This is a genomic window from Pseudomonas sp. CMR5c, from assembly GCF_003850545.1.
Taxonomy (GTDB): Bacteria; Pseudomonadota; Gammaproteobacteria; order Pseudomonadales; family Pseudomonadaceae; genus Aquipseudomonas; species Aquipseudomonas piscis.
On the sequence record NZ_CP027705.1, the window covers coordinates 4,750,601 to 4,771,798 of the forward strand.

18 protein-coding genes are annotated in these 21,198 nt (G+C 64.2%); 15 read left to right on the forward strand and 3 right to left on the reverse strand.

Translation table 11 applies throughout. From position 1 onward, the window contains the following. Position 1 precedes the first annotated feature (1 nt). The 6 genes from atuC (at position 2) to C4K40_RS21700 (ending at position 6,651) form a co-directional block, all read left to right on the forward strand. Positions 2-1,618, forward strand: a complete 1,617-nt coding sequence (atuC, locus tag C4K40_RS21675) for a geranyl-CoA carboxylase subunit beta (RefSeq protein WP_022639986.1) — start codon at positions 2-4, stop codon at positions 1,616-1,618. A 77-nt stretch (positions 1,619-1,695) separates the two neighbouring features. Beyond that, positions 1,696-2,853 (forward strand): citronellyl-CoA dehydrogenase, encoded by a 1,158-nt coding sequence (gene atuD, locus C4K40_RS21680; RefSeq protein WP_022639987.1) that lies wholly within the window; start codon positions 1,696-1,698, stop codon positions 2,851-2,853. Next, on the forward strand, positions 2,850-3,647 hold the full coding sequence (locus tag C4K40_RS21685; RefSeq protein WP_022639988.1) for an enoyl-CoA hydratase/isomerase family protein: 798 nt from the start codon (positions 2,850-2,852) through the stop codon (positions 3,645-3,647). Before atuD ends, C4K40_RS21685 begins: the two co-directional genes overlap by 4 nt. A 28-nt stretch (positions 3,648-3,675) precedes the next feature. Further along, entirely contained in the window at positions 3,676-5,631 is a 1,956-nt protein-coding gene (locus tag C4K40_RS21690) for an acetyl/propionyl/methylcrotonyl-CoA carboxylase subunit alpha (protein ID WP_053133051.1), read from the forward strand. A gap of 121 nt (positions 5,632-5,752) precedes the next feature. Continuing rightward, entirely contained in the window at positions 5,753-6,292 is a 540-nt protein-coding gene (locus C4K40_RS21695) for an exonuclease domain-containing protein (protein ID WP_022639990.1), read from the forward strand. Between the two features lie 74 nt (positions 6,293-6,366). Next, positions 6,367-6,651 (forward strand): pyrimidine/purine nucleoside phosphorylase, encoded by a 285-nt coding sequence (locus C4K40_RS21700; protein ID WP_022639991.1) that lies wholly within the window; start codon positions 6,367-6,369, stop codon positions 6,649-6,651. An 81-nt stretch (positions 6,652-6,732) separates the two neighbouring features. Here the strand turns inward: C4K40_RS21700 and C4K40_RS21705 are convergent, their stop codons facing one another. After that, a complete protein-coding gene (locus C4K40_RS21705; RefSeq protein WP_053133054.1) occupies positions 6,733-7,536 on the reverse strand; it encodes an MOSC domain-containing protein in 804 nt (267 codons plus the stop codon). Positions 7,537-7,618: 82 nt separating this feature from the next. Continuing rightward, entirely contained in the window at positions 7,619-8,554 is a 936-nt protein-coding gene (locus C4K40_RS21710; protein ID WP_022639993.1) for a chemotaxis protein CheV, read from the reverse strand. Positions 8,555-9,116: 562 nt separating this feature from the next. On the opposite strand from C4K40_RS21710, the gene C4K40_RS21715 reads away from it, so the two are divergent. The 3 genes from C4K40_RS21715 to C4K40_RS21725 all read left to right on the forward strand — a co-directional run bounded on the left by C4K40_RS21715 (position 9,117) and on the right by C4K40_RS21725 (position 11,638). After that, a complete protein-coding gene (locus tag C4K40_RS21715) occupies positions 9,117-9,554 on the forward strand; it encodes a hypothetical protein (protein ID WP_022639994.1) in 438 nt (145 codons plus the stop codon). 534 nt (positions 9,555-10,088) lie between these two features. Beyond that, positions 10,089-10,982 carry a sensor histidine kinase gene (locus C4K40_RS21720; protein ID WP_022639995.1) on the forward strand — a complete coding sequence of 298 codons (894 nt, stop codon included), beginning with the start codon at positions 10,089-10,091 and terminating at the stop codon, positions 10,980-10,982. Next, a complete protein-coding gene (locus C4K40_RS21725; protein WP_031320239.1) occupies positions 10,979-11,638 on the forward strand; it encodes a response regulator transcription factor in 660 nt (219 codons plus the stop codon). The genes C4K40_RS21720 and C4K40_RS21725 overlap by 4 nt, the downstream gene beginning before the upstream one ends. A gap of 1 nt (position 11,639) precedes the next feature. Here C4K40_RS21725 and yegS read toward each other — a convergent pair whose 3' ends face one another. Beyond that, on the reverse strand, positions 11,640-12,539 hold the full coding sequence (yegS, locus tag C4K40_RS21730) for a lipid kinase YegS (protein WP_053133415.1): 900 nt from the start codon (positions 12,537-12,539) through the stop codon (positions 11,640-11,642). A gap of 430 nt (positions 12,540-12,969) precedes the next feature. On the opposite strand from yegS, the gene C4K40_RS21735 reads away from it, so the two are divergent. The 6 genes from C4K40_RS21735 to C4K40_RS21760 all read left to right on the forward strand — a co-directional run bounded on the left by C4K40_RS21735 (position 12,970) and on the right by C4K40_RS21760 (position 21,197). After that, positions 12,970-14,403 carry an undecaprenyl-phosphate glucose phosphotransferase gene (locus C4K40_RS21735; RefSeq protein ID WP_053133057.1) on the forward strand — a complete coding sequence of 478 codons (1,434 nt, stop codon included), beginning with the start codon at positions 12,970-12,972 and terminating at the stop codon, positions 14,401-14,403. Next, positions 14,404-15,861, forward strand: coding sequence for a mannose-1-phosphate guanylyltransferase/mannose-6-phosphate isomerase (locus tag C4K40_RS21740; RefSeq protein ID WP_053133060.1), 1,458 nt, complete (start codon positions 14,404-14,406; stop codon positions 15,859-15,861). Between the two features lie 68 nt (positions 15,862-15,929). Further along, positions 15,930-16,703 (forward strand): polysaccharide biosynthesis/export family protein, encoded by a 774-nt coding sequence (locus C4K40_RS21745; protein ID WP_022640001.1) that lies wholly within the window; start codon positions 15,930-15,932, stop codon positions 16,701-16,703. A gap of 18 nt (positions 16,704-16,721) precedes the next feature. Beyond that, the gene (locus C4K40_RS21750; protein WP_022640002.1) at positions 16,722-18,716 is read left to right on the forward strand and encodes a GumC family protein; all 1,995 of its coding nucleotides are present in this window, start codon (positions 16,722-16,724) and stop codon (positions 18,714-18,716) included. Beyond that, positions 18,716-19,912, forward strand: coding sequence for a glycosyltransferase (locus C4K40_RS21755; RefSeq protein ID WP_022640003.1), 1,197 nt, complete (start codon positions 18,716-18,718; stop codon positions 19,910-19,912). Before C4K40_RS21750 ends, C4K40_RS21755 begins: the two co-directional genes overlap by 1 nt. Continuing rightward, on the forward strand, positions 19,902-21,197 hold the full coding sequence (locus tag C4K40_RS21760; RefSeq protein ID WP_083456930.1) for a cellulase family glycosylhydrolase: 1,296 nt from the start codon (positions 19,902-19,904) through the stop codon (positions 21,195-21,197). Before C4K40_RS21755 ends, C4K40_RS21760 begins: the two co-directional genes overlap by 11 nt. The last annotated feature ends 1 nt before the right edge of the window (position 21,198 follow it).

A 21,198-nucleotide genomic window follows, 5' to 3' on the forward strand; every position in this document is an offset into this window, starting at 1 on the left:
CATGCCGGTGATCCAATCCCAACTTGACCCCCACAGCGCGCAATTCGCCCAGAACCAAACGGCCATGCTGGCCGGCCTGCAACAGCTGCGCGACATCCAGCAACACCAGTTGGACAAGGCCGCGGAAGCCAAGGCCAAGTTCGAACAACGCGGGCAGTTGCTGCCCCGGGAACGCCTCAACCTGCTGCTGGACCCGGGCGCGCCGTTCCTCGAACTGGCCGGCCTGGCCGGCTACAAGCTGCACGACGACAAGGACGGCAGCCAGGCCGGCGGTGGCCTGATCGCCGGCATCGGCTACGTCTGCGGGGTGCGCGTGCTGGTGGCGGCCAACAACAGCGCGATCAAGGGCGGCACCATTTCCCCCAGCGGCCTGTACAAGTCCCTGCGCCTGCAACAGATCGCCATGGAAAACAAACTGCCGGTGGTGACCCTCGCCGAAAGCGGCGGCGCCAACCTCAACTACGCGGCGGAGATCTTCGTCGAGGGCGCACGCAGCTTCGCCAACCAGGCGCGGATGTCGGCCATGGGCCTGCCGCAGATCACCGTGGTGCATGGCTCGGCCACCGCCGGCGGTGCCTACCAGCCCGGGCTGTCGGACTACGTGGTGGTGGTGCGCGGCAAGGCCAAGCTGTTTCTCGCCGGGCCGCCCTTGCTCAAGGCCGCCACCGGCGAGGTGGCCACCGACGAACAGCTCGGCGGCGCCGAAATGCACGCCCAGGTTGCCGGTACCGCCGAGTACCTGGCGGAAAACGATGCCGACGGCATCCGCATCGTTCGCGAGATCGTCAGCCTGTTGCCCTGGAATGCCCAACTGCCGGCACCGCCGCCCAGGACCTGGAGCGAACCGTTGTACCCGATAGAGGAACTGCTGGGGCTGGTTCCCGACGACCCGAAGAAACCCTACGACGCCCGGGAAATCGTCGCGCGCCTGGCCGACGGTTCAAAGTTCCTGGAGTTCAAGGGCGAGTTCGATGCCCAGACGCTCTGCGGCCACCTGCAGATCCAGGGCCGGGCCTGCGGTTTCATCGGCAACAACGGCCCGATCACCCCCCAGGGCGCGAGCAAGGCCGCGCAGTTCATCCAGCTTTGCGACCAGAGCCAGACCCCGCTGCTGTTCTTCCACAACACCACCGGTTTCATGGTCGGCACCGAATCCGAGCAGCAAGGGGTGATCAAGCACGGTTCGAAGCTGATCCAGGCGGTGGCCAACGCCCGGGTGCCGAAGCTGACCATCGTGGTCGGCGGCTCCTACGGTGCCGGCAACTATGCGATGTGCGGCCGCGGCCTGGACCCGCGTTTCATCTTCGCCTGGCCCAATAGCCGTACCGCGGTGATGGGTGGTGCCCAGGCCGGCAAGGTGCTGCGCATCGTCACCGAGGCCAAGCACGCCAAGAACGGCCAGGAGGCCGACCCGAAGATGCTCGACATGCTGGAGCAGGTCACCGCGCAGAAGCTCGACAGCCAGTCCACCGCACTGTACGGCAGCGCCAACCTGTGGGACGACGGCCTGATCGACCCGCGTGACACGCGCACCTTGCTGGGCCTGCTGCTGGACATCTGCCATGAAGCCCAGGTGCGCCCACTGCAACCCAACAGCTTTGGCGTGGCGCGGTTCTGATCGCGCAGAACGGCCCGCAGGTAGTGGGCCACAACGATCCGCTGGTGACGTCACTCAACTTGAGAAGGACAACAACAATGATCTTCACCCAGGAACACGAAGAACTGCGGCGCACGGTGCGCAATTTTGTCGAGCGCGAGATCAATCCCCATGTCGATGAATGGGAAGAAGCCGGGCGCTTCCCCATCCACGAGATTTTCCGCAAGGCCGGCGAGCTGGGCCTGCTGGGCATCTCCAAGCCGGAGAAGTTCGGCGGCATGGGCCTGGACTACAGCTACTCGGTCGTCGCCGCCGAAGAGTTCGGCACCATCCGCTGCGGCGGCATTCCCATGTCCATCGGCGTGCAGACCGACATGTGCACCCCGGCCCTGGCGCGCTTCGGCTCCGATGAGCTGCGCGATCAGTTCCTGCGCCCGGCCATCAGCGGCGAGCAGGTGGGCTGCATCGGCGTTTCCGAGGTCGGTGCCGGCTCCGACGTAGCCGGGCTCAAGACCCACGCCCGCAAGGACGGCGATGACTACGTGATCAACGGCAGCAAGATGTGGATCACCAACTCCCCCAGCGCCGACTTCATCTGCCTGCTGGCCAATACCTCGGACGACAAGCCCCATGTCAACAAGTCGCTGATCATGGTGCCGATGGACACCCCCGGCATCAGCCTCAGCCCGAACCTGGACAAGCTCGGCATGCGCAGTTCGGAAACGGCCCAGGTGTTCTTCGACAACGTGCGGGTGCCCCAGCGCAACCGCATCGGCCACGAAGGCGCCGGGTTCATGATGCAGATGCTGCAATTCCAGGAAGAACGGCTGTTCGGCGCGGCGAACATGATCAAGGGCCTGGAGTACTGCATCGACAGCACCATCGAGTACTGCAAGGAGCGCAAGACCTTCGGCAATCCGCTGATCGACAACCAGGTGATCCACTTCCGCCTGGCCGAGCTGTCCACCGAGATCGAGTGCCTGCGGGCCCTGGTGTACCAGGCCACCGAACAGTACGTGCGTGGCCAGGACGTGACCCGCCTGGCCTCCATGGCCAAGCTCAAGGCCGGGCGCCTGGGCCGCGAGGTCAGCGACAGCTGCCTGCAGTATTGGGGCGGCATGGGCTTCATGTGGGACAACCCGGTGGCCCGGGCCTATCGCGATGTGCGCCTGGTGTCCATCGGCGGCGGTGCCGACGAGATCATGCTGGGGATCATCTGCAAACTCATGGGCATCCTGCCCGGGAAGAAGAAATGAGCCTGTTGCCGAGTTGCCAGACACTGTTGCTGGAATCACGCGACGGCGTGCTGTTCATCACCCTCAACCGCCCCGAGTGCCGCAACGCCATGAGCCTTGAGATGGTGGCGGAATTGCGCGCGGTGCTGGCCGCCGTGAGCGCGCGTCGCAGCATCCGGGCCCTGGTGCTGCAGGGCGCTGGCGGACACTTCTGCGCTGGTGGCGACCTCAAGGACATGGCCGGAGCCCGGGCCCGGGGCAACGCGGCCTACCGTGAATTGAACCGGGCCTTCGGTGCGTTGCTGGAAGAGGCGCAGAAAGTCCCCCAGGTGCTGGTTTGCGTACTGCAGGGCGCGGTTCTCGGCGGCGGTTTTGGCCTGGCCTGCGTCAGCGATATCGCCATCGCCGAGCACTCGGCGCAGTTCGGCATGCCGGAAACCAGCCTCGGCCTGCTGCCGGCGCAGATCGCCCCGTTCGTGGTCCGGCGCATCGGCCTGACCCAGGCCCGGCGCCTGGCGCTGACCGCCGCCCGCTTCGATGGCGAACAGGCCCGGCAACTGGACCTGGTGCACTTCGTCGAGAACGACGCCACGGCGCTGCAGGAACGCCTGGGGCAGCAGTTGGCGCAGGTTCTGCGCTGCGCCCCCGGGGCCAATGCACAGACCAAGGCCCTGCTGCTGGCCAGCGTCGACCAGCCACTGGGACCGCTGCTGGACCAGGCTGCCGACGACTTCGCCCAAGCCGTCGGCGGCGAGGAAGGGACCGAAGGCACCCTGGCCTTCGTGCAGAAACGCCAACCGTCCTGGGCCGGCTGACGCCCCACACAGACACAGGAAGCCTACGATGCCCGCGTTCACCAAGATCCTGATCGCCAACCGTGGCGAAATCGCCTGCCGGATCCAGCGCACCGCCCAGCAACTGGGCTATCGCACCGTCGCCGTATTCAGCGACGCCGACGCCGAGGCGCCCCATGTGCGCATGGCGGACGAAGCCGTGCGCATAGGTCCCGCGCCGGTCCAGCAGTCCTACCTGGACAGCGCCGCGATCCTCGATGCGGCCCGGCGCAGCGGCGCCGATGCCATCCATCCCGGGTATGGTTTTCTCTCGGAAAATGCCGAGTTCGCCGCAGCCTGCACGGCCGCCGGCATCACCTTCATCGGCCCCAGCGCCGCGGCCATCGAGTTGATGGGTAGCAAGCGCCGCTCGAAGATCGCCATGCTCGAGGCCGGCGTGCCCTGCATCCAGGGTTACCAGGGCGAAGAGCAAGACGACGCCACCTTGCAGCGCGAAGCCCAGCGCATCGGTTATCCGTTGATGATCAAGGCCAGTGCCGGTGGCGGTGGGCGCGGCATGCGCCTGGTACAGGAGCCCGGGCAACTGCTGGAGCAGATCAGGACCGCGCGCTCCGAGGCGCTGCACGCCTTCGGCAGCGACGAGCTGATCCTGGAACAAGCGCTGGTCGAGCCGCGCCATGTGGAGATCCAGGTCTTCGGCGACCATCACGGGCAGTTGATCTACCTCGGCGAGCGCGACTGCTCGATCCAGCGCCGCCACCAGAAGGTCGTCGAGGAGGCGCCCTGCCCGGTCATGACCCAAGAACTGCGCCAAGCCATGGGTGAAGCGGCGCTCAAGGCCGGACGGGCGGTGGACTATGTCGGTGCCGGCACCGTGGAGTTCCTGCTCGATGCCCGGGGGCAGTTCTACTTCCTGGAAATGAACACCCGCCTGCAGGTGGAGCACCCGGTGACCGAACTGGTCACCGGTCTGGACCTGGTGGCCTTGCAACTGCAAGTGGCCGCCGGCGAGCCACTGCCGCTGAAGCAGGAACAGGTACGTTTATCCGGCCATGCCATCGAAGTGCGCCTGTACGCCGAAGACCCGGCCCAGGGTTTTCTGCCACAGACCGGCCAGGTGCTGCGCTGGGAGCCGGCGCCGGGCATCCGCACCGACCATGGCTTGCAGGAAGGCCAGTGGGTCAGCCCCTTCTACGACCCGATGCTGGGCAAGTTGATCGCCCACGGCGCCACCCGCGAGGAAGCCCGGCGCAAGCTGCTGCGCGCGGTGGAGGATTGCGTGTTGCTGGGCCTGGAAAGCAACCGGCGCCTGCTGGCCAACCTGCTCGGGCACCCGGTGTTCGCCGGCGGCCAGTTCAGCACGGCATTCATCGCCGAACACTTTGCCGAGGATCCGAGCCTGCAACCGCAGCTTCCCGGTCACGAGGACCTGGCCATCGCCGCCGCGCTGTTTCATCACCACGCAGCCAAGGCCCATGCCGGGCCGCTCGCCGCCTGGCGCAACAACGTCGGGGGGGCGCTGCACTATCGCCTGGGGCAGGAGGAACGGCTGTGGTCCCTGCAACTGAGCCCGGGGACCGCAGGCCAGGTACAGGTCCGGCAGGCTGGGCAGTTAATGGAGCTGAAGGTCTGCAGCGCCGACGGACGCCGGGCCATCCTGGAGCTTGGCGGCATCCGCCGGCACTACGCCTATCACCTGGAAAACCAGGAACTCTGGCTGCACAGCCAACAGGGCAGCCTGCACCTGCAGGACCGGACCCACGCCCCGGTCCAGAGCCAGTCGGGCGCCCATTCGGGAACGCTCAAGGCGCCGATGGATGGCGCCATCGTCGACGTGCTGGTGAGTGAGGGCATGCGCGTCAGCAAGGGCCAGCTATTGCTGGTGCTGGAGGCGATGAAGATGGAGCATCCGCTCAAGGCCGGGATCGACGGGACGATCACCCGGATCCAGGTCGGCCTCGGCGACCAGGTGAAGAACCGCCAGGTGCTGCTGGAGGTGGAATAACCCTACAGGTCCTATCGGCGTCGGGGCGGATCGTACCCCGCCCGGCGCTCCCCCCTAGGCGGATTCCCCGGCTTTGGCTACGCTCAAGCGTCATCGAGATGGTTGAAGGCTGGAATTCGTGATGCCCCACTGGCTGGTAATAGATCTGGAAGCCACGACCGATGAAGGGGGCTGGCCGGTGAGCGAGATGGAAATCATCGAGATCGGCGCCACCCTGGTCAACCGAGAGGGCCGGGAACAGGACCACTTCCAGCGTTTCGTCCGGCCCGTCAGGCGCCCGATGCTGACGCCGTTCTGCCGCGAGCTGACCCATATCACCCAGGCCAATATCGACGGCGCCGCCCCCTTGAGCGAGGTCTGGCCCCTGTTCGAGCGCTGGCTGGCCCAGCATCGACCGCGCCTGGAGGGCTGGGCCAGCTGGGGCGATTACGATCGCAAGCAGTTGCAGCAGGAATGGCACAACCAGCAGTTGCAGAGCTTGCTCGCCGATGTACCGCACATGAACCTCAAGCAGCGCTTCGCCAAGGCCCGGCGCCTGGAGCGCCCCCTGGGGCTGAATACCGCCCTGCAACTGGCCGGGATGCAGTTCAATGGCCAGCAGCATCGAGCCCTGGAAGATGCCCGCAATACCGCGCGCCTGCTGCCGCTGGTGCTTCCTTGATGGCGACAGGTGACGGCCCTTCGGGGCTTGTGCATACTGGCCGGCCTTTTTGACCCACTCTTGAGGAATCGCCCATGTTTAAAGTCAACGAGTACTTCGACGGCACCGTCAAGTCGATTGCCTTCGGCACGGCCGAAGGTCCTGCCACCATTGGCGTCATGGCCCCGGGCGAATACGAATTCGGCACCGCGCAACGGGAAATCATGCATGTGGTTTCCGGCGCCCTGACCGTCAAGCTGCCAGGCAGCGACGAGTGGCAGACCATCTCTGCCGGCAACCACTTCAACGTACCGGCCAACAGCAAGTTCCAGCTCAAGGTCGCGGTGGACACCGCCTACCTGTGCGAATACCGCGGCTGATCCCTCCCCCGGCTTGCACCAGCGCATGAAAAATGCCCGTCCCCCACCAGGAGACGGGCATTTTTTTTCGCCGCGCCAAGGCTATTCGAGAACGGTCACCGGCATGCCCACCTGCAACTGGCCAATCCCGTCGTTGACCAGGTTCTGGCCGAACATCGCCCCATCCTCCCGTGCCCGGTACTTCTGCAAGGTCGCCAGGGGCTCACGATCAGGACTGCGCTCGCCAGTCTGCGGATCGATGGTGGTGAGGATGCAGCGCGAGCAGGGCTTGACCACGCGGAACTCGACATCGCCGATACGCACCCGCTTCCAGTTGTCCTCGGCGAACGCTTCGCTGCCCTCGACCACCAGGTTGGGCCGGAACCGCAGCATCTCCAGGGGCCGGCCAACTCGGCTGGCCAGGTCGTCCAGGGATGCCTGGCCGATCAGCAGCAGGGGAAAACCGTCGGCAAAAGCCACTTGGTCATCATCCTTGCCGTAGCCGGCAGCGGTGGTCCGCGCCCGCTCCAGCGGAACCTGTACCAGGCGCGTGGGCTTGCCGATGAATTCGCTGACCCAGGCTCCGGCCTCGTCGCCGGCATCGGGTACTCGCAAGGTGTCCTGCCAGATGGTCACGCCACGCAGGGCCGCAGTTTCATCCGGCAGCGCCACCTCCAGCGAGGCCAGGCCCGGGGCGCTGAGGGTCAGGCCACCCCGGGCATTCCACAGCGCCGAGAGCTGGCTCATCCGTCCTACGGCACGCTGGGTCAGGAAGCGCCCGCTGGCCTCATCCACCAGCATCCAGCGGCGATCACCCTCGAGGCCGAGCTTGTCCAGGCCGATCTGTTGCAGGGTTTCGCCCCTGCCGGATTTCAACGGATACCGATAAAGCGCGCTAAGACGCATGTCCTGCTCCCTACGGGGAAAAACGCCCACCCTATACCAGCGCCCCGGTGAAACAAAGATCCATGACGCTGGCTCGCCGGCCTCAGGCGCCAGCTTCATCCAGTAGCAGGCGCTGGCGCACTACATCCACCAGCTTGTCGGGCTGGAACTTGGAGAGGAAGTTGTCGCAGCCGACCTTCTTGACCATGGATTCGTTGAAACTGCCGGACAACGAGGTATGCAGCACCACGTAGAGCCCGCGCAGGCGTGGGTCGTTGCGGATCTCGGTGGTCAGGCGATAGCCGTCCATCTCCGGCATCTCGGCATCGGTGAACACCATCAGCAGCTTCTCGGTCATGTCGACCCCGGTGTCGGCCCAGGCCTTGAGCATCTTCAGGGCCTTGAGGCCGTCGCTGGCGATGTGCATCTTCACCCCCAACTGGCCCAGGGTATCGCGCAGTTGCGACAGGGCCACGTTGGAGTCGTCCACCAGCAGCACCTCGCGGCCGCGGGCACGGGCCAACAGCGGGTCGTCGAGCTTGTCGCGGGAGACCTTGGCGTTGTACGGCACGATCTCGGCCAGCACCTTCTCGACGTCGATGACTTCCACCAACTGGTCATCGACCTTGCTGATGGCGGTCAGGTAGTGCTGGCGGCCGGCGCTGGAGGGCGGCGGCATGATGGCTTCCCAGTTCATGTTGACGATGCGGTCCACGCCGCCCACCAGGAACGCCTGTACCGAGCGGTTGTACTCGGTGACGATGATGGTGCTGTTGGGCCCGGGAACCAGCGGACGCATGCCGATGGCCTGGGACAGGTCGATCACCGGCAGGGTCTGGCCACGCAGGTTGACCACGCCGCAGACGAAAGGGTGGCGCTGGGGCATCAGGGTCAGTTTCGGCAGTTGCAGGACTTCCTGGACCTTGAAGACGTTGATCGCGAACAGCTGCCGACCGGCCAGGCGGAACATGAGGATTTCCAGTCGATTCTCACCCACCAGTTGCGTGCGTTGATCTACCGTGTCGAGAATGCCGGCCATTAATGACTCCTGGGCTGTACTGATGAATTCACTAAAGACAGATATCGGCCAGGTACGCCGTATCTTGACCCGTATGCAAATTGCCATACAAAGCCATTGATGTCACATTAACATCATGCTTTACTGCGGCGGTCAATTCAGCAGTACTACTGCTGCGCCGCCGAGACCTCTATCTCGGCGGAAGGTTCCCGTGCCTAGGGGATTCCCCTATCAACAATCAGGACCAGCCTGATATTCGCAATATCCAATAGCCATTAATGTGACGCCATTCTCATTGCATGAATGGAGTCAGGCTTTTGTTTTTGATCGCAAAAGGGTGGCCCGACCCCCTTTCAAGCCTACATGCCACTGCTCACAGAACCCCAGCGCTCATGCGCTGCTTCGCTGTGGGCGGTATCCGGCTGCCAGCGGCAAACGATGAAATCCGTTCATCGCGCCCGATTGCGACTACTGAAAAAACGCCAGACTTGTCTAATATTCAAATTCCCCAAACGCCTCCCAAATTGAAACCGTTCAGCCAACGCCCTATCCCGCCATCGGAAACGAAGTCATGGAGATAAGCATGCTAAAGGACGGCCATGAGTGCACCACGCCCCTGCCCGAATTCCTGCTTGAAGCCCAGACACTGCTGGCCAAATCGGAAGACTGCCTGAGCCACCTGCACCTGATCAGGAACGACGAGGAGGCCATCAGTTGCCTGCTCGTGACCCTGCAGCGCCTGGCGCAGTGCGCGGCACGCCATACCATCAGCCCGCTATCGGAGTTTTCCCTGCACATCCACGGCCTGCTCAAGCGACCAGAGCATCCACTGGACCTCAACGACCAGATCCTCGAAGCGCTCAAGAGCTGCCTGACCCTGATGGCCTGGCAACTGGAACTGATCGACCCGCGCGACGGCCAGCTCAACATGGATGACAGCGAACAAGTGATGCTGATCGAGGAATTGGCCGACCAGGTCTCGCAGAACTGCACCTGCTCGCACCCATCTTGCAGCCATTGAAGTTGCAATAACCGCCAAGCTGTCGGATAGAGAACATCGAACGACGATGGCCAGCCGCACAAGATAAATAAGTAGGCGGCTAACTATCCAATCTACTGTCGTTATTGAACAGCACATACCCAAGAACGACATCAGCCACTAAAACAATTTCAACTTGCGTCCAACCCGGCACTGATCCTCCTGGGGACTTGCGTGTACCTGCAGCAGCGGATTCCCCCGGATTCATTGCTCGCAACAGCCCCCCGGCAACCCGGGACAGGAATGATCGACCATGGTTTTCCTGACCTCCAGGACATATATGCCCAGGCACTTGGGCGCGACCAGCAGTATCTTCGGTGGTATTATGCGGCGCACTAATGGACATACTTAATGGCACTTTGATTCCAATGTCGACAATCACTATCGAGCCTGTAGCAGAAATACAGGCAGAGTTGATTGAAGCCAGATATTCAAATAGCACCGTTTCTCAAACAAGCCTGGCCACCCATTCCTGACCAGACTCTTCGCAGCGAACATTCATTGGCTCCATCCGTCATGTACGCCAGTCTCAAGTCACTCTTCTCCTGGCCGCCCTCCCATGATCACCTGCGCTGGCTCAGCCTGTTGCTGTGCTCAGGCTCGGCGGTGGGCACCGTGCTGGTCTATTGCCTCGGGGACTCCCTGCCCCTGCCCCTGGTACTTCTCAACGTCGCGGCACTGGCCTGCATCTGGGGGCAGTACGGCTACTCGCGCAAGTCCATCCGCTTCCAGCCCCAGGAGCTCGCCGAACGCCTACTGCAAGTCAAGGAAAACGAACGTCACCGGCTCAGCCGCGAATTGCACGATGACATCGGCCAACTGCTGACGGCTGCCAAGTTGCAGGCCGACTGGCTCAAGCGGCGCCTGCCGGAAGACCTGCAGGAGCATTTCGCCCTGCTCGGCACCACCCTGGAAGAGACCCTGACCAAGGTGCGCGACGTTTCCGCCATCCTCAACCCCCGGCAGTTGACCAGCCTGGGCCTGGAGGCCAGCCTGCGCGCCCACCTGCTCAAGACTCTGGAGAACACCTCGGTGCACTGGAGCCTGGAATGCCACCAGCGCCTGTCGGGCATCCCGGAAGAAATGGCCGTCGCCGCATTCCGCATCACCCAGGAGGCGGTGACCAACACGCTTCGACATGCCCGGGCGAACAACCTGCTGGTGCGCCTGCAACGCCTGCCCGAAGGCCTGTCGCTGTTCATCAGCGATGACGGCCAGGGTTTTTCCCCCGCCGCCAACCCCGGCGCCCAAGGCCAGCGTGGCATGGCCGGGATGCAAGAACGGATCAATCAACTGGGCGGTTTGCTCAAGGTCACCAGCGAGACCGGCCAGGGCACCCAGATCGAAGCACTTTTTCCCTGGGCCCCTCGCACCCTTGAGCGGGCCAGTACAAATAAGGTTCTACATTGACCTGTAATTTACTTTTGGTGGATGACCACTCGCTCATCAGGGCTGGCGTGCGCGCCCTGGTCATGGACATTCCCGGATACGCCGTGATCGGTGAAGCCGACGATGGCGCGCACCTGCTGGAAATGGTCGAGAAACTGCGGCCGAACATCGTCCTGCTGGACCTGTCGATGAAGCACACCGGCGGCCTGGAGGCCCTGCGACAGCTCAAGGCCACCCATCCACACAGCAAGGTGCTGATCTTGTCGATGCACACCGATCCGGCGCTGATCATGCAGGCGTTGGAGTCCGGAGCCCATGGCTACCTGCTCAAGGACACCACCGCCACCGAACTGGAACACGCCCTCGAAGCGCTGCGCAACGACGAGCGCTACCTGAGCCCGGCCATCGCCCACACCGTGATTACCCAGGCCCTGACCCGCACCCAGAAGACCCAGCCGCCGCCGGCGGACAACCACAACCTGACAGCCCGTCAGTTGGAAATCCTGCGCCTGATCGTGCGCGGCAAGTCCACCCGGGAAATCGCCCAGGGGCTGGGCCTGAGCATCAAGACCGTGGAAACCCATCGCTCCCAGATCATGAAGCGCCTGCAGATCTTCGACGTCGCCGGGCTGGTGCTGTTCGCCGTGCGCGAGCGCATCATCAGCCTCGACGACTGAGTCAACCAGCGCCGCCCAACAGCGGCGAAGCGGCAGGCAGATGCACCTGCAAGGCCGCGGGCCGGACTTCGAAACGCAGCCGGTCGCCTTGCAAGGGCTCGCCGTCGAGGTTGATATCCAGCCCTCGCGAAGCCTTTATCTCGACCCAGGGCAGGCGGGTGCGAACGAACAGTTTGTCGATCGCCATCCCCCCGGCCAGCAGGTTCTTCAGGGTTCCCACCAGATCCTGGGGCGCCGGCAGGATGCTGACATCGAGCAAGCCGTCATCGGCCAGCGCCTGGGGACAGAGCTCATGGCCGCCCCCTGCCTGGCGACCGTTGCCGATGCCCAGGGCCAGCAGCTCACCATGCCAATGAAAATCCGGCCCCTGCAACTCACCGTAGGCGGCGCTCAGCTCGGCAAACCGTGATAACCCGGTGAACAGATAGGCGACGCCACCCAGGACCTTCTTCAGGTCCTCCGAAGTATTGGCTGTGACCTGGCTGCCGAAACCGCCAGTGGCCATGTTGAGGAAGACCTCCCCGTCCACTTCCCCAAGGTCGATCGGCCGGGCCGGCACATCCAGCAGGTCCAGGGCCGCTGCGGGTTCCAGCGGCACCCCGGCGGCGCGGGCAAAATCGTTGGCAGTGCCCAGGGGCAACAGCACCAGGCTGCATGGGCTCTGGGCGTCGGCCAGGGCCTGGGCGACATCGCGCAGGGTGCCGTCGCCGCCGCCGGCGACCAGCCGCCGATAACCGGCGGCCAAGGCCTCGCCAACCAGGCGCTGGGCATCCCCTGCCTCCCAGGTCAGGCGCACCGCCAGCTCCCAGCCGGCGGCCCGCCTGGCCTCCACCGCGGCCCGTACTTGCTCGTTCAGGGCCTGCTTGCCATGCAGTATCAAGAGCGCCTTGCGTTCACTCATCACGATGACTCCCATCGGTCACATGGTTCTGATGAGATGTTGACTCTCCTGCGGCCGGAAAAGATCTGCCGGATCGTTTTTTTTTGCCTCCAAGCGCCCTGGTGCCCCACTTCCGAGGGGCTGGCAGGGGATTAAAGGTACAGCGCAAAAGATCTTTCATCGCCAGTCGGTTTTCGATTCGCCAGCCGCTGTTTCATGAGCTTTACTCAGCCAAGTCGTTTAGATGAGCAAGTGCAGCCATCGGGTCGATCGGTGCCAGGAGCCCCACCCAGATGCGCGTACCTGCCTGCCCAATGGCTTGCGATCGAGACCAGGGATGGTTTGCCTGGTTTCGTGCGGTATCGGGACTGCGCGATGCGAAGGTGCATTTTTTGACCGGTGGCCAACCTCCAGAGGCGCCGGTTTGCCTTGGGTCGAGGGAATTGATCTTATGCGGTTGCAACCTGTAGACAGCCTGTTACTGACTCGACCCAGCATGGTCGAGTACTTCCTGTTCGGCATCCGCGTGGTCCATGGACTGACCGCGATCCTTCCGGGGATCCTGCTCCTGCTGCTGGCGAGCCCCGAGCTCCCGGCGCTCAAGAGCGACCTGACCATCCTGGTGTTCTTCGGCATCATCAGCGTGCTGATCTTCCAGGCCCTGGGGGTCTATGCCGAATCCATCTTCAGCAACCAGTTGCGCTTCCAACTGACCTTGTTCGCCTGGTCGGCGTCCTTTTGCGTGCTGCTGTTCATGCATTACTCGATGTTGATGTTCCATACCATCGACAACCGCGGGCTGCTGGCGTGGTTCTTCGGCAGCTTCGTGCTGTTCGGCATCGAGCGCCTGATCCTCCTGACCCTGTTCCAGCAACTGATGCAGCGCGGCGTGTTCCTGCAGAACGCGGTGATCCTCGGCGCCACGGAGAACGGCCAGCGCCTGGCCGAGTACCTGGCCCAGCACCAGGACATCCGCTCCGGGGTCACCGGTTTCATCGACGACCGCATCGGCCGCCTGCCCAAGGTGCTGTGCAACCTGCCGCTGCTGGGCAACTCCAGCGATCTGGAACGCCTGATCCGCGAGGAAAAGGTCACCCAAGTCCTGGTGGCCCTGCCCTGGTCGGCGGAGAACCGCATGGCCTATGTGATCCGCGAACTGCGCAGGCTGCCGGTGAACGTGCTGCTGGTGCCCGACATGGTGGCCTTCCGGCATGCGCACAACCGCATCACCGAAGTCGCCAACCTGCCGATGTTCAACGCCTCCGAAGTACCGCTGCGGGGCTGGTCGCCGTTCTTCAAGCGCCTGGAGGACATGATCCTCTCGAGCATCGCCCTGGTGCTGCTGTCCCCGGTGATGCTGCTGGTGGCCCTGGCCATCAAGCTCGACTCCAGGGGCCCGGTGCTGTTCAAGCAGAAGCGCTACGGCTACAACAACCGGCTGATCCAGGTCTACAAGTTCCGCTCCATGCACCAGCACATGAGCGATGCCAACGCCGAGAAGCAGACCACCCGTGGCGATCCGCGCATCACTCGGGTCGGGCGCTTCATCCGCAAGACCAGCCTCGACGAGCTGCCGCAGTTGTTCAACGTGTTCGGCGGCAGCATGTCCATGGTCGGTCCACGCCCCCACGCCACGGCCACCAAGGCCGCCGGCATTCTCTTCGAGGAGGCGGTCAAGGAATACACTTCGCGCCACCGGGTCAAGCCGGGAATCACCGGGCTGGCGCAAATCAACGGATACCGGGGCGAAACCGATACCCTGGAGAAAATCGAGAAACGTGTCGAATTCGACCTGGAATACATCGAAAACTGGTCGGTCTGGTTCGATCTGTACATCCTGTTCCGCACCGTTCCATCAGTGATCATGACCCGCGAGGCCTTCTGAATGAGCACACTCATTCCCTGCATCATCGCTGGCGGTGCCGGCACCCGTCTGTGGCCGGTATCCCGCGAGGCAATGCCCAAACCCTTCATGCGCCTGCCCGATGGCGAAAGCCTGCTGCAGAAGACCTTCGAGCGCGCGACGGCCCTGGACGACGTCGGCCGCCTGTTGACCGTGACCAACCGCGACCTGTTCTTCCGTACCCTGGATGACTACCGCCTGCTGAACAAGAAGCGGGTCGACCTGGACTTCATCCTCGAACCCTTCGGCCGCAACACCGCGCCCGCCATCGCCGCCGCGGCCCTGCACGTCAGCCGCCTGTATGGCGAGGACGCGCAGTTGCTGGTGCTACCGGCCGATCACCTGATCAAGGACCTGGCCGCTTTCGCCGCCGCGGTGGGCAGTGCCCGGCAACTGGCCGAGCAAGGCTGGCTGGTGACTTTCGGCATAGTGCCGACCCATGCCGAAACCGGCTTCGGCTATATAGAAAAGGGCCAGGGCCTGAACAACGATGGCTTCCAGGTCAGCCGCTTCGTCGAGAAACCTGACGCCGCCACCGCCCAGCGCTATGTCGATGGCGGCCTGCACCTGTGGAACGGCGGCATGTTCTGCATGCGCGCCGATGCGATCCTCCAGGAACTGCGGGAATTCGTGCCCGAAATGGTCAGTGCCGTGGAACGCTGCCTGGAGCTGAGCCATCGCAAGGAGGGCAAGCACGAACTGCAAGTGGAACTGGACGGCGACAGCTTCGCCCAGGCTGCGGACATCTCCATCGACTACGCCGTGATGGAACGTTCGAAGAAAGTCGCCGTGGTGCCCTGCCAGCTCGGCTGGAGCGATATCGGCTCCTGGCAGGCGGTGCGGGAACTGACTGCGGCGGACGAACATGGCAACCAGTGCAATGGCGAGACCGTGCTGCATGATGTTCACAACTGCTACATCGACTCGCGCAAGCGCCTGGTGGGCGGGGTCGGCCTGAACGACCTGATCATCATCGACACTCCGGACGCCCTGCTGGTGGCCGATGGCAAGCGCAGCCAGGACGTCAAGCTGATCGCCCAGGAGCTCAAGCGCCTGGGCCACGACGCCTACAAGCTGCACCGCACCGTGACCCGGCCCTGGGGCACCTACACCGTGCTCGAGGAAGGACCGCGCTTCAAGATCAAGCGCATCATGGTCAAGCCCGACGCCTCGTTGTCGCTGCAGATGCACCACCACCGCAGCGAGCACTGGATCGTTGTCAGCGGCATGGCCCGGGTGACCAATGGCGAGGACGAGTTCCTGCTCAACACCAACGAGTCGACCTTCATCAAGCCTGGCCGCACCCACCGCCTGGTCAATCCCGGGGTGATCGACCTGGTGATGATCGAAGTACAGAGCGGGGAGTACCTCGGCGAAGACGACATCGTGCGCTTCAACGATATTTATGGACGGGTTCCCGCCGAACCTGCCAAGACTTGAAACCGCGCTCTGCCCCCGAATCTGGCCCGACAGGGAGTTGTGACTATGCACGCCAGGAAGACCGCTCGATGAAAAGACTGCTGCTGATTTCCAGTGTTCTCATGCTGTGCGCCTGTTCCATACCGGCCAAGGTGGAACTGCCTCCCGGGCAGGACCTCGAACAAGGCCACCGGGCTGGCGAGGCCCTGGCTGGCAAGCCGCTGCCGCCGCAGCGAATCCGCCCGGGAGACACCCTGCGCATCGTTCGCAATACCGGCGAGGCACCGTCGATCTCGGCCTTCACCGCCAACTCGATCTACGAGCTGACGTTGTTCACCGTGCTCAACGACGGCACCTTCTCCTATCCCTATGCCGGCCAGGTCAAGGCGGCGGGGCTCACCCCGCAGCAGTTGACCCAGGTCCTGGAAAGCAAGCTGAAGAACGTCTACCAGGACTCGGCGCTGACCGTGAACATCAACCAGGCACCAGGCAACACAGTGTTCGTCGGTGGATCGGTGCGTAACCCGGCGTCCCTGCCGGTGACCGTCACCACCACCCTGGAACAGGCCATCGTCGGTGCCGGGGGACTGCTGTCAGTGGGCGACAGCCGCAACATCGCCCTGCTGCGCGAAGGCGAGGACGGGCGCTACAAGACCTACTTCTTCGACTACCGCAAGTTCATGATCGCCGGGAACGCCGGGGCGGCGCCGGTACTGCTGCAACGCGGCGACGTGGTGTTCGTGCCCAAGTCCAGCGTCGGCAACGGCATCGAATGGGTGGACGTGTACCTCAACCAGCTGATTCCGTTCACCAAGTCGATCGGTATCGGGGCCAGCTACGAAATCAACCGCCAATCCAATTGATCGCCAAGGACTGCCCATATGATCAATATCCGTTCCTTTCGCGATTTGCTGCGGCTGTTCTTCATCTTCAAGCGCGAGGTCAAGATCACCGTCCTGGTGACGTTCATCATCATCGTGCTGGGCGCCTTCCTGCTGCCCAACCGCTTCGAGTCCACCGCCCTGCTGCTGGTCAAGCCGGGTCGCGACACCAGCACCCTGCCCATCGAGATTTCCGACCGCCAGGCAGTGGTGATCCCCAGCGCCCAGCGTGATCCGATCCTCGACGAGGAGCGCATCCTCACCGGCGCCCCCATCGCCCGCAAAGTGGCGCAGCAGTACCTCGACGACCTGTCGCGCCAGCCCCAGCCCGGCGGCGTACTGGGCACCATCAAGAACGCGCTCAAGGGCGCGGTCGAAGGTATCGCCGACCTGTTTCGCGGGCTGCTGCAACTGGTGGGCCTGGTGGAGAAGCAAACCCCGGTCGAACGCCTGACCGAGCGCATGCTGAAGAACTTCAGCGTGACCCACGCCGCCGGCTCCTCGGTGATCGAAGTGAGCTTCACCTGGAACGATCCGCAAGTGGCGCAGACCGTGGTCAAGAGCTGGATCGAGCAGTACCAGCAGGAGCGGGCACAGACCCTGGGGCGCAAGAGCCTGTACGCCTTCTATGAAACCGAGAGCACCAGCACCAACCAGCGCATCCTCGGCTACAAGAAGCAGATCGCCGACTACCTCAACCAGCTGGGCGCGGTGAGCATCGACGAGCGGCTGAACGATATCTCGCGCAACCTCAACAACTTGCGCGGCGAACACCTCAATACCACTCGTGCGGTGGCCTCCACCAAGAGCGGCCTGGACACCATCCAGCAGCAGCTCAACAGCATGAAGAAAGAAATCAGCATCGGGCGCCAGATGAGCCTCAACCCCGACCGCCAAGACCTGCAACAGCGGATCAACGCCAAGCAGATCGAGCGCCAGGAGATGCTCCGTACCTTCAAGGAGGGCGCCCCGCCGGTCCGGGCCATGGATGCGGCGATCGCCAACCTGCAGGCCCTGCTACGGGCGGAAAACGCCACGGTCCAGCGCAGCGAGAACCTGGCGCCGAACCCGGTCTACACCCGCCTGCAGAACAGCTTCGCCGACCAGCAAGCCAGCCTCAGCCGCCTGAAAACCCAGGCTGCCCAACAGGAAAGCCAGTTGCTCAAGCTGGAACAGGACCGGCGCCATGCCCTGGACCTGGAACCTGAACTGGCCCGTTTGCAACGCGAGCTCAGCGCCGCCGAGAAAAGCTTCGCCCTGTATAGCGACAGCACCGAGAAGGCGCGAATCGACCGCGAGCTGGACCAGAGCCAGATCAGCAACATCGCGGTCATCGAGGACGCCACCTTCCAGCCCAGCCGGATCTTCCCCAAGAGCCTGACCATGCTGCTGGCGGCCATTCCCCTGAGCCTGGCGGTAGGCCTGCTGGCCCTGTACTTCTTCTACCTGCTGGACCAGCGCATCCACGACGCCGACCAGCTGGAGGAGCGCTTCGGAGTCAAGGTCTGGACCAGCCTGCAGGACCTGGACAGCCACCTGCCGCAGCGCAACAGCGCCTTCACCGCCAGCCTGTACCGGTTGTATGGCGTACTGCCGCTGAAACAGGTGGCCGAGCGCGGCCTGGTGATCGGCCTGACCTCGGCCCGTCATGGCGAAGGCGTGAGCTTCGTGACCGGCCACCTGCGCGACCTGTTGCAGGAGCGCGGCCACGGCGTGCGAGTCAACGGCGCCCCCACCGCACAGCCCGGTGAAATCGTGCTGCTGGAAGCCTCGGGCTTCTTCTCCAACCAAGAGGCCTTCGTCAGCCTGCGCGAAGCCGACCTGATCGCCCTGATCATCGAGGCCGAGACCACCACCGTGCCGGTCCTGCAAAACGCCCTGTCGATCCTCAACACCGCCTTCAAGCGCGTCGACGGCATCATCCTCAACCGCCGGCGCTTCGGTATTCCGGAAAGCGTGCTCAGCTTCATGGCGCGGATCAGGAGCCCACATTGATGCATATCGCCGTGCTGGCCCCCATGCCTCCCGAGCAGAACGGCATCGCCGACTATGCCGCGCATTTGCGCACGGCCCTGCAGGAACGAGGGATACGGATCAGCACACCACTGCAAGGGCTGGGCAACGATCCGCAGCGTGCCACCGAGCGCGTGGCCCAGGTCGACTGGCAGGATATCGACCTGGTACACGCCGAGCTCGGTGGAGGCCGGCTGGCCGAGTTCCATGCCTTGAGAGCCTTGCGCCAGCGCTTCCCCAGCCTGCCCCTGAGCGCCACCGTGCATGACCCCGAGCGCCTGGTCTGGCGCCGGGCCGCCCTGCCCTGGCCATTGTCGCTGGCGGCACGCCTGCCTTCACCGATGCCTCAGCTGGCCACGGTGCTGGCCGACCCGATCTGCCTGCACGAGGAAAAACAGCTGGCCCGCAGCCTGAACCGGCTGATCACCCTGACCCGTGCCGGCGGTGAGTGCCTGCGCCAGCGCATGGGGCTGCGCGCCGAGCAGATGGTGGTGATTCCCCATGGCAACCTGGCGATCCCCGCCCGGCCGCTGCCGCCGCTGACGCCACTTCGATTGCTGTACTTCGGCTTCATCTATCGCGGCAAGGGTATCGAGGATCTGCTGGACGCCCTGGCCATGGTCTTCGCCCAGCAACCGGACCTGCGCCAGCGCCTGCGCTTGACCCTGGCCGGAGGCAGCGAGCCGGAGATGGCCTTCGGCACTGCCGGCAGCTACCTGGACCAGCTACGCCAGCACATCCAGCGCCTGAACCTGCAGGACAGCATCGACTGGCAGCTGGACCTGCCGGCCGGTGATATCCCCCGAGTCATCCAGGACCACCATGTGATGGTCCTGCCCTATCGCGAATCGAGCAAGCTCAAGCTCCTGGGGCAGTTGCGCGGCACCAGCGGAGCGCTGTCCTGGGCCGTGGCCTGTGGCCGCGGGGCCATCACCTCCGATGCCCGTTCGTTCGCCGAGGAAGTCGCGCAGGACAATGGCGTGATCTTTCCCCAGGGCAACGTCGCGGCCCTGGCCGCCGAGATCAGCCACCTGTGTGCCAGCCCGGAGCTGGTGGAACGCTGGGCCGAGCACGCCGCGATGATCGGCGCGCATCGGGTCTGGAGCCAAACCGCCGAACGCTTCGCCCGAGTGTTCGCCGATGCCTGCGCAGGAGCTGCCCATGTCCATGCCACGTAGATCAGGCCTGCTGCTCGTGCTGCTGGCCAGCCTGGCCGGCCCGGTCCTGGCCGACAACGCCATGCGCGGGCCGCGACCGGTAATCTGGAAGGACTTCCTCGGGGTCAATGCGCAATTCCAGTATTTCGCCCCCAGCGTGTACCAGAAGCAGATGGACCGACTTGACGCCCTGGGCCTGAACTGGGTCCGCCTGTCCATCCACTGGGCCATGATCGAACCCGTGGAAAATCAGCTGAAACTCGACACCCTGGATGGCGCGATGAACGCCATGAAGGATCGCCATTACAAGATCCTCGCCTACATGGTCGGCTCAGCGCCCTTCGCCGCCAACGTCCCGGCCGGCGCGCCGCCCTCCGACCAGTACCCGCCCAAGGACTTCAACGTCTTCGCCCAGCGCATGAAGATGCTCGCCCAGCGCTATCCCCAGGTGAACACCTGGCAGGTCTGGAACGAGCCGAACATCGTCTGGCTGCCCAAGGAAGACCCCAGCGCCTACGACCAACTGCTCGGCACCACCAGCAACGCCATCCGTGCCGCCTTGCCGAACAAGCCCGTGGCCACCGCCGGCATGGCCTACTACAGCCAGATGCGCAGCACTCCCGGGCTGATGCTCGAGAACCTGCTGGTCCAGGGCCTGGGCAACGACAACCTGATCGCCGCCTACCACCCCTACTCCGAGTACCCCGAGGGCGATGACCCGGCGGCCAAGGATTTCCTGGCCCGGGGCAACTTCCTCAACAGTGCCCTGCACGGCAAGGGCGTGCAGCAGGTCTGGGCCACCGAATGGGGCTGGTCGAGCTATACCACCGGCGAACGCGAGATGCAGGCAATGATCGGCCCCAGCGGCCAGGCCGACTACACCCTGCGGCGCCTGGCCCTGATGGCGGCCATGGACTACCAGCGGATCTTCCTGTTCAACCTGAGCGACCTGGACGCCCGGGCCACCAACCGCGACCAGTCCTATGGCCTGGTGGACCTGGCCGGCGACCCCAAGCCGGTCTACACCGCCCTCAAGTACTTCCTCGAGACCACCGGCCCCAGCCTGGCTCCGGCCGACCCGCCGCCCCTGGCCAATGCCCCGGGCGATCTCTACAGCATCGCCTGGACCCGCCCCGATGGCTCCCATGTGTGGATGTTCTGGAGCGCCAGCGGCTCCAGCCTGCAGATCCCCGGGCTGGCCAGCGCCACCTTGCATGACCCGCTGGCCGGCACCCGCACCGACTTGAGCGGGGCCCAAGGCATCAACGTGCCGTTGAAAACCAGCCTGCAACTCCTGGTGTGGTGAA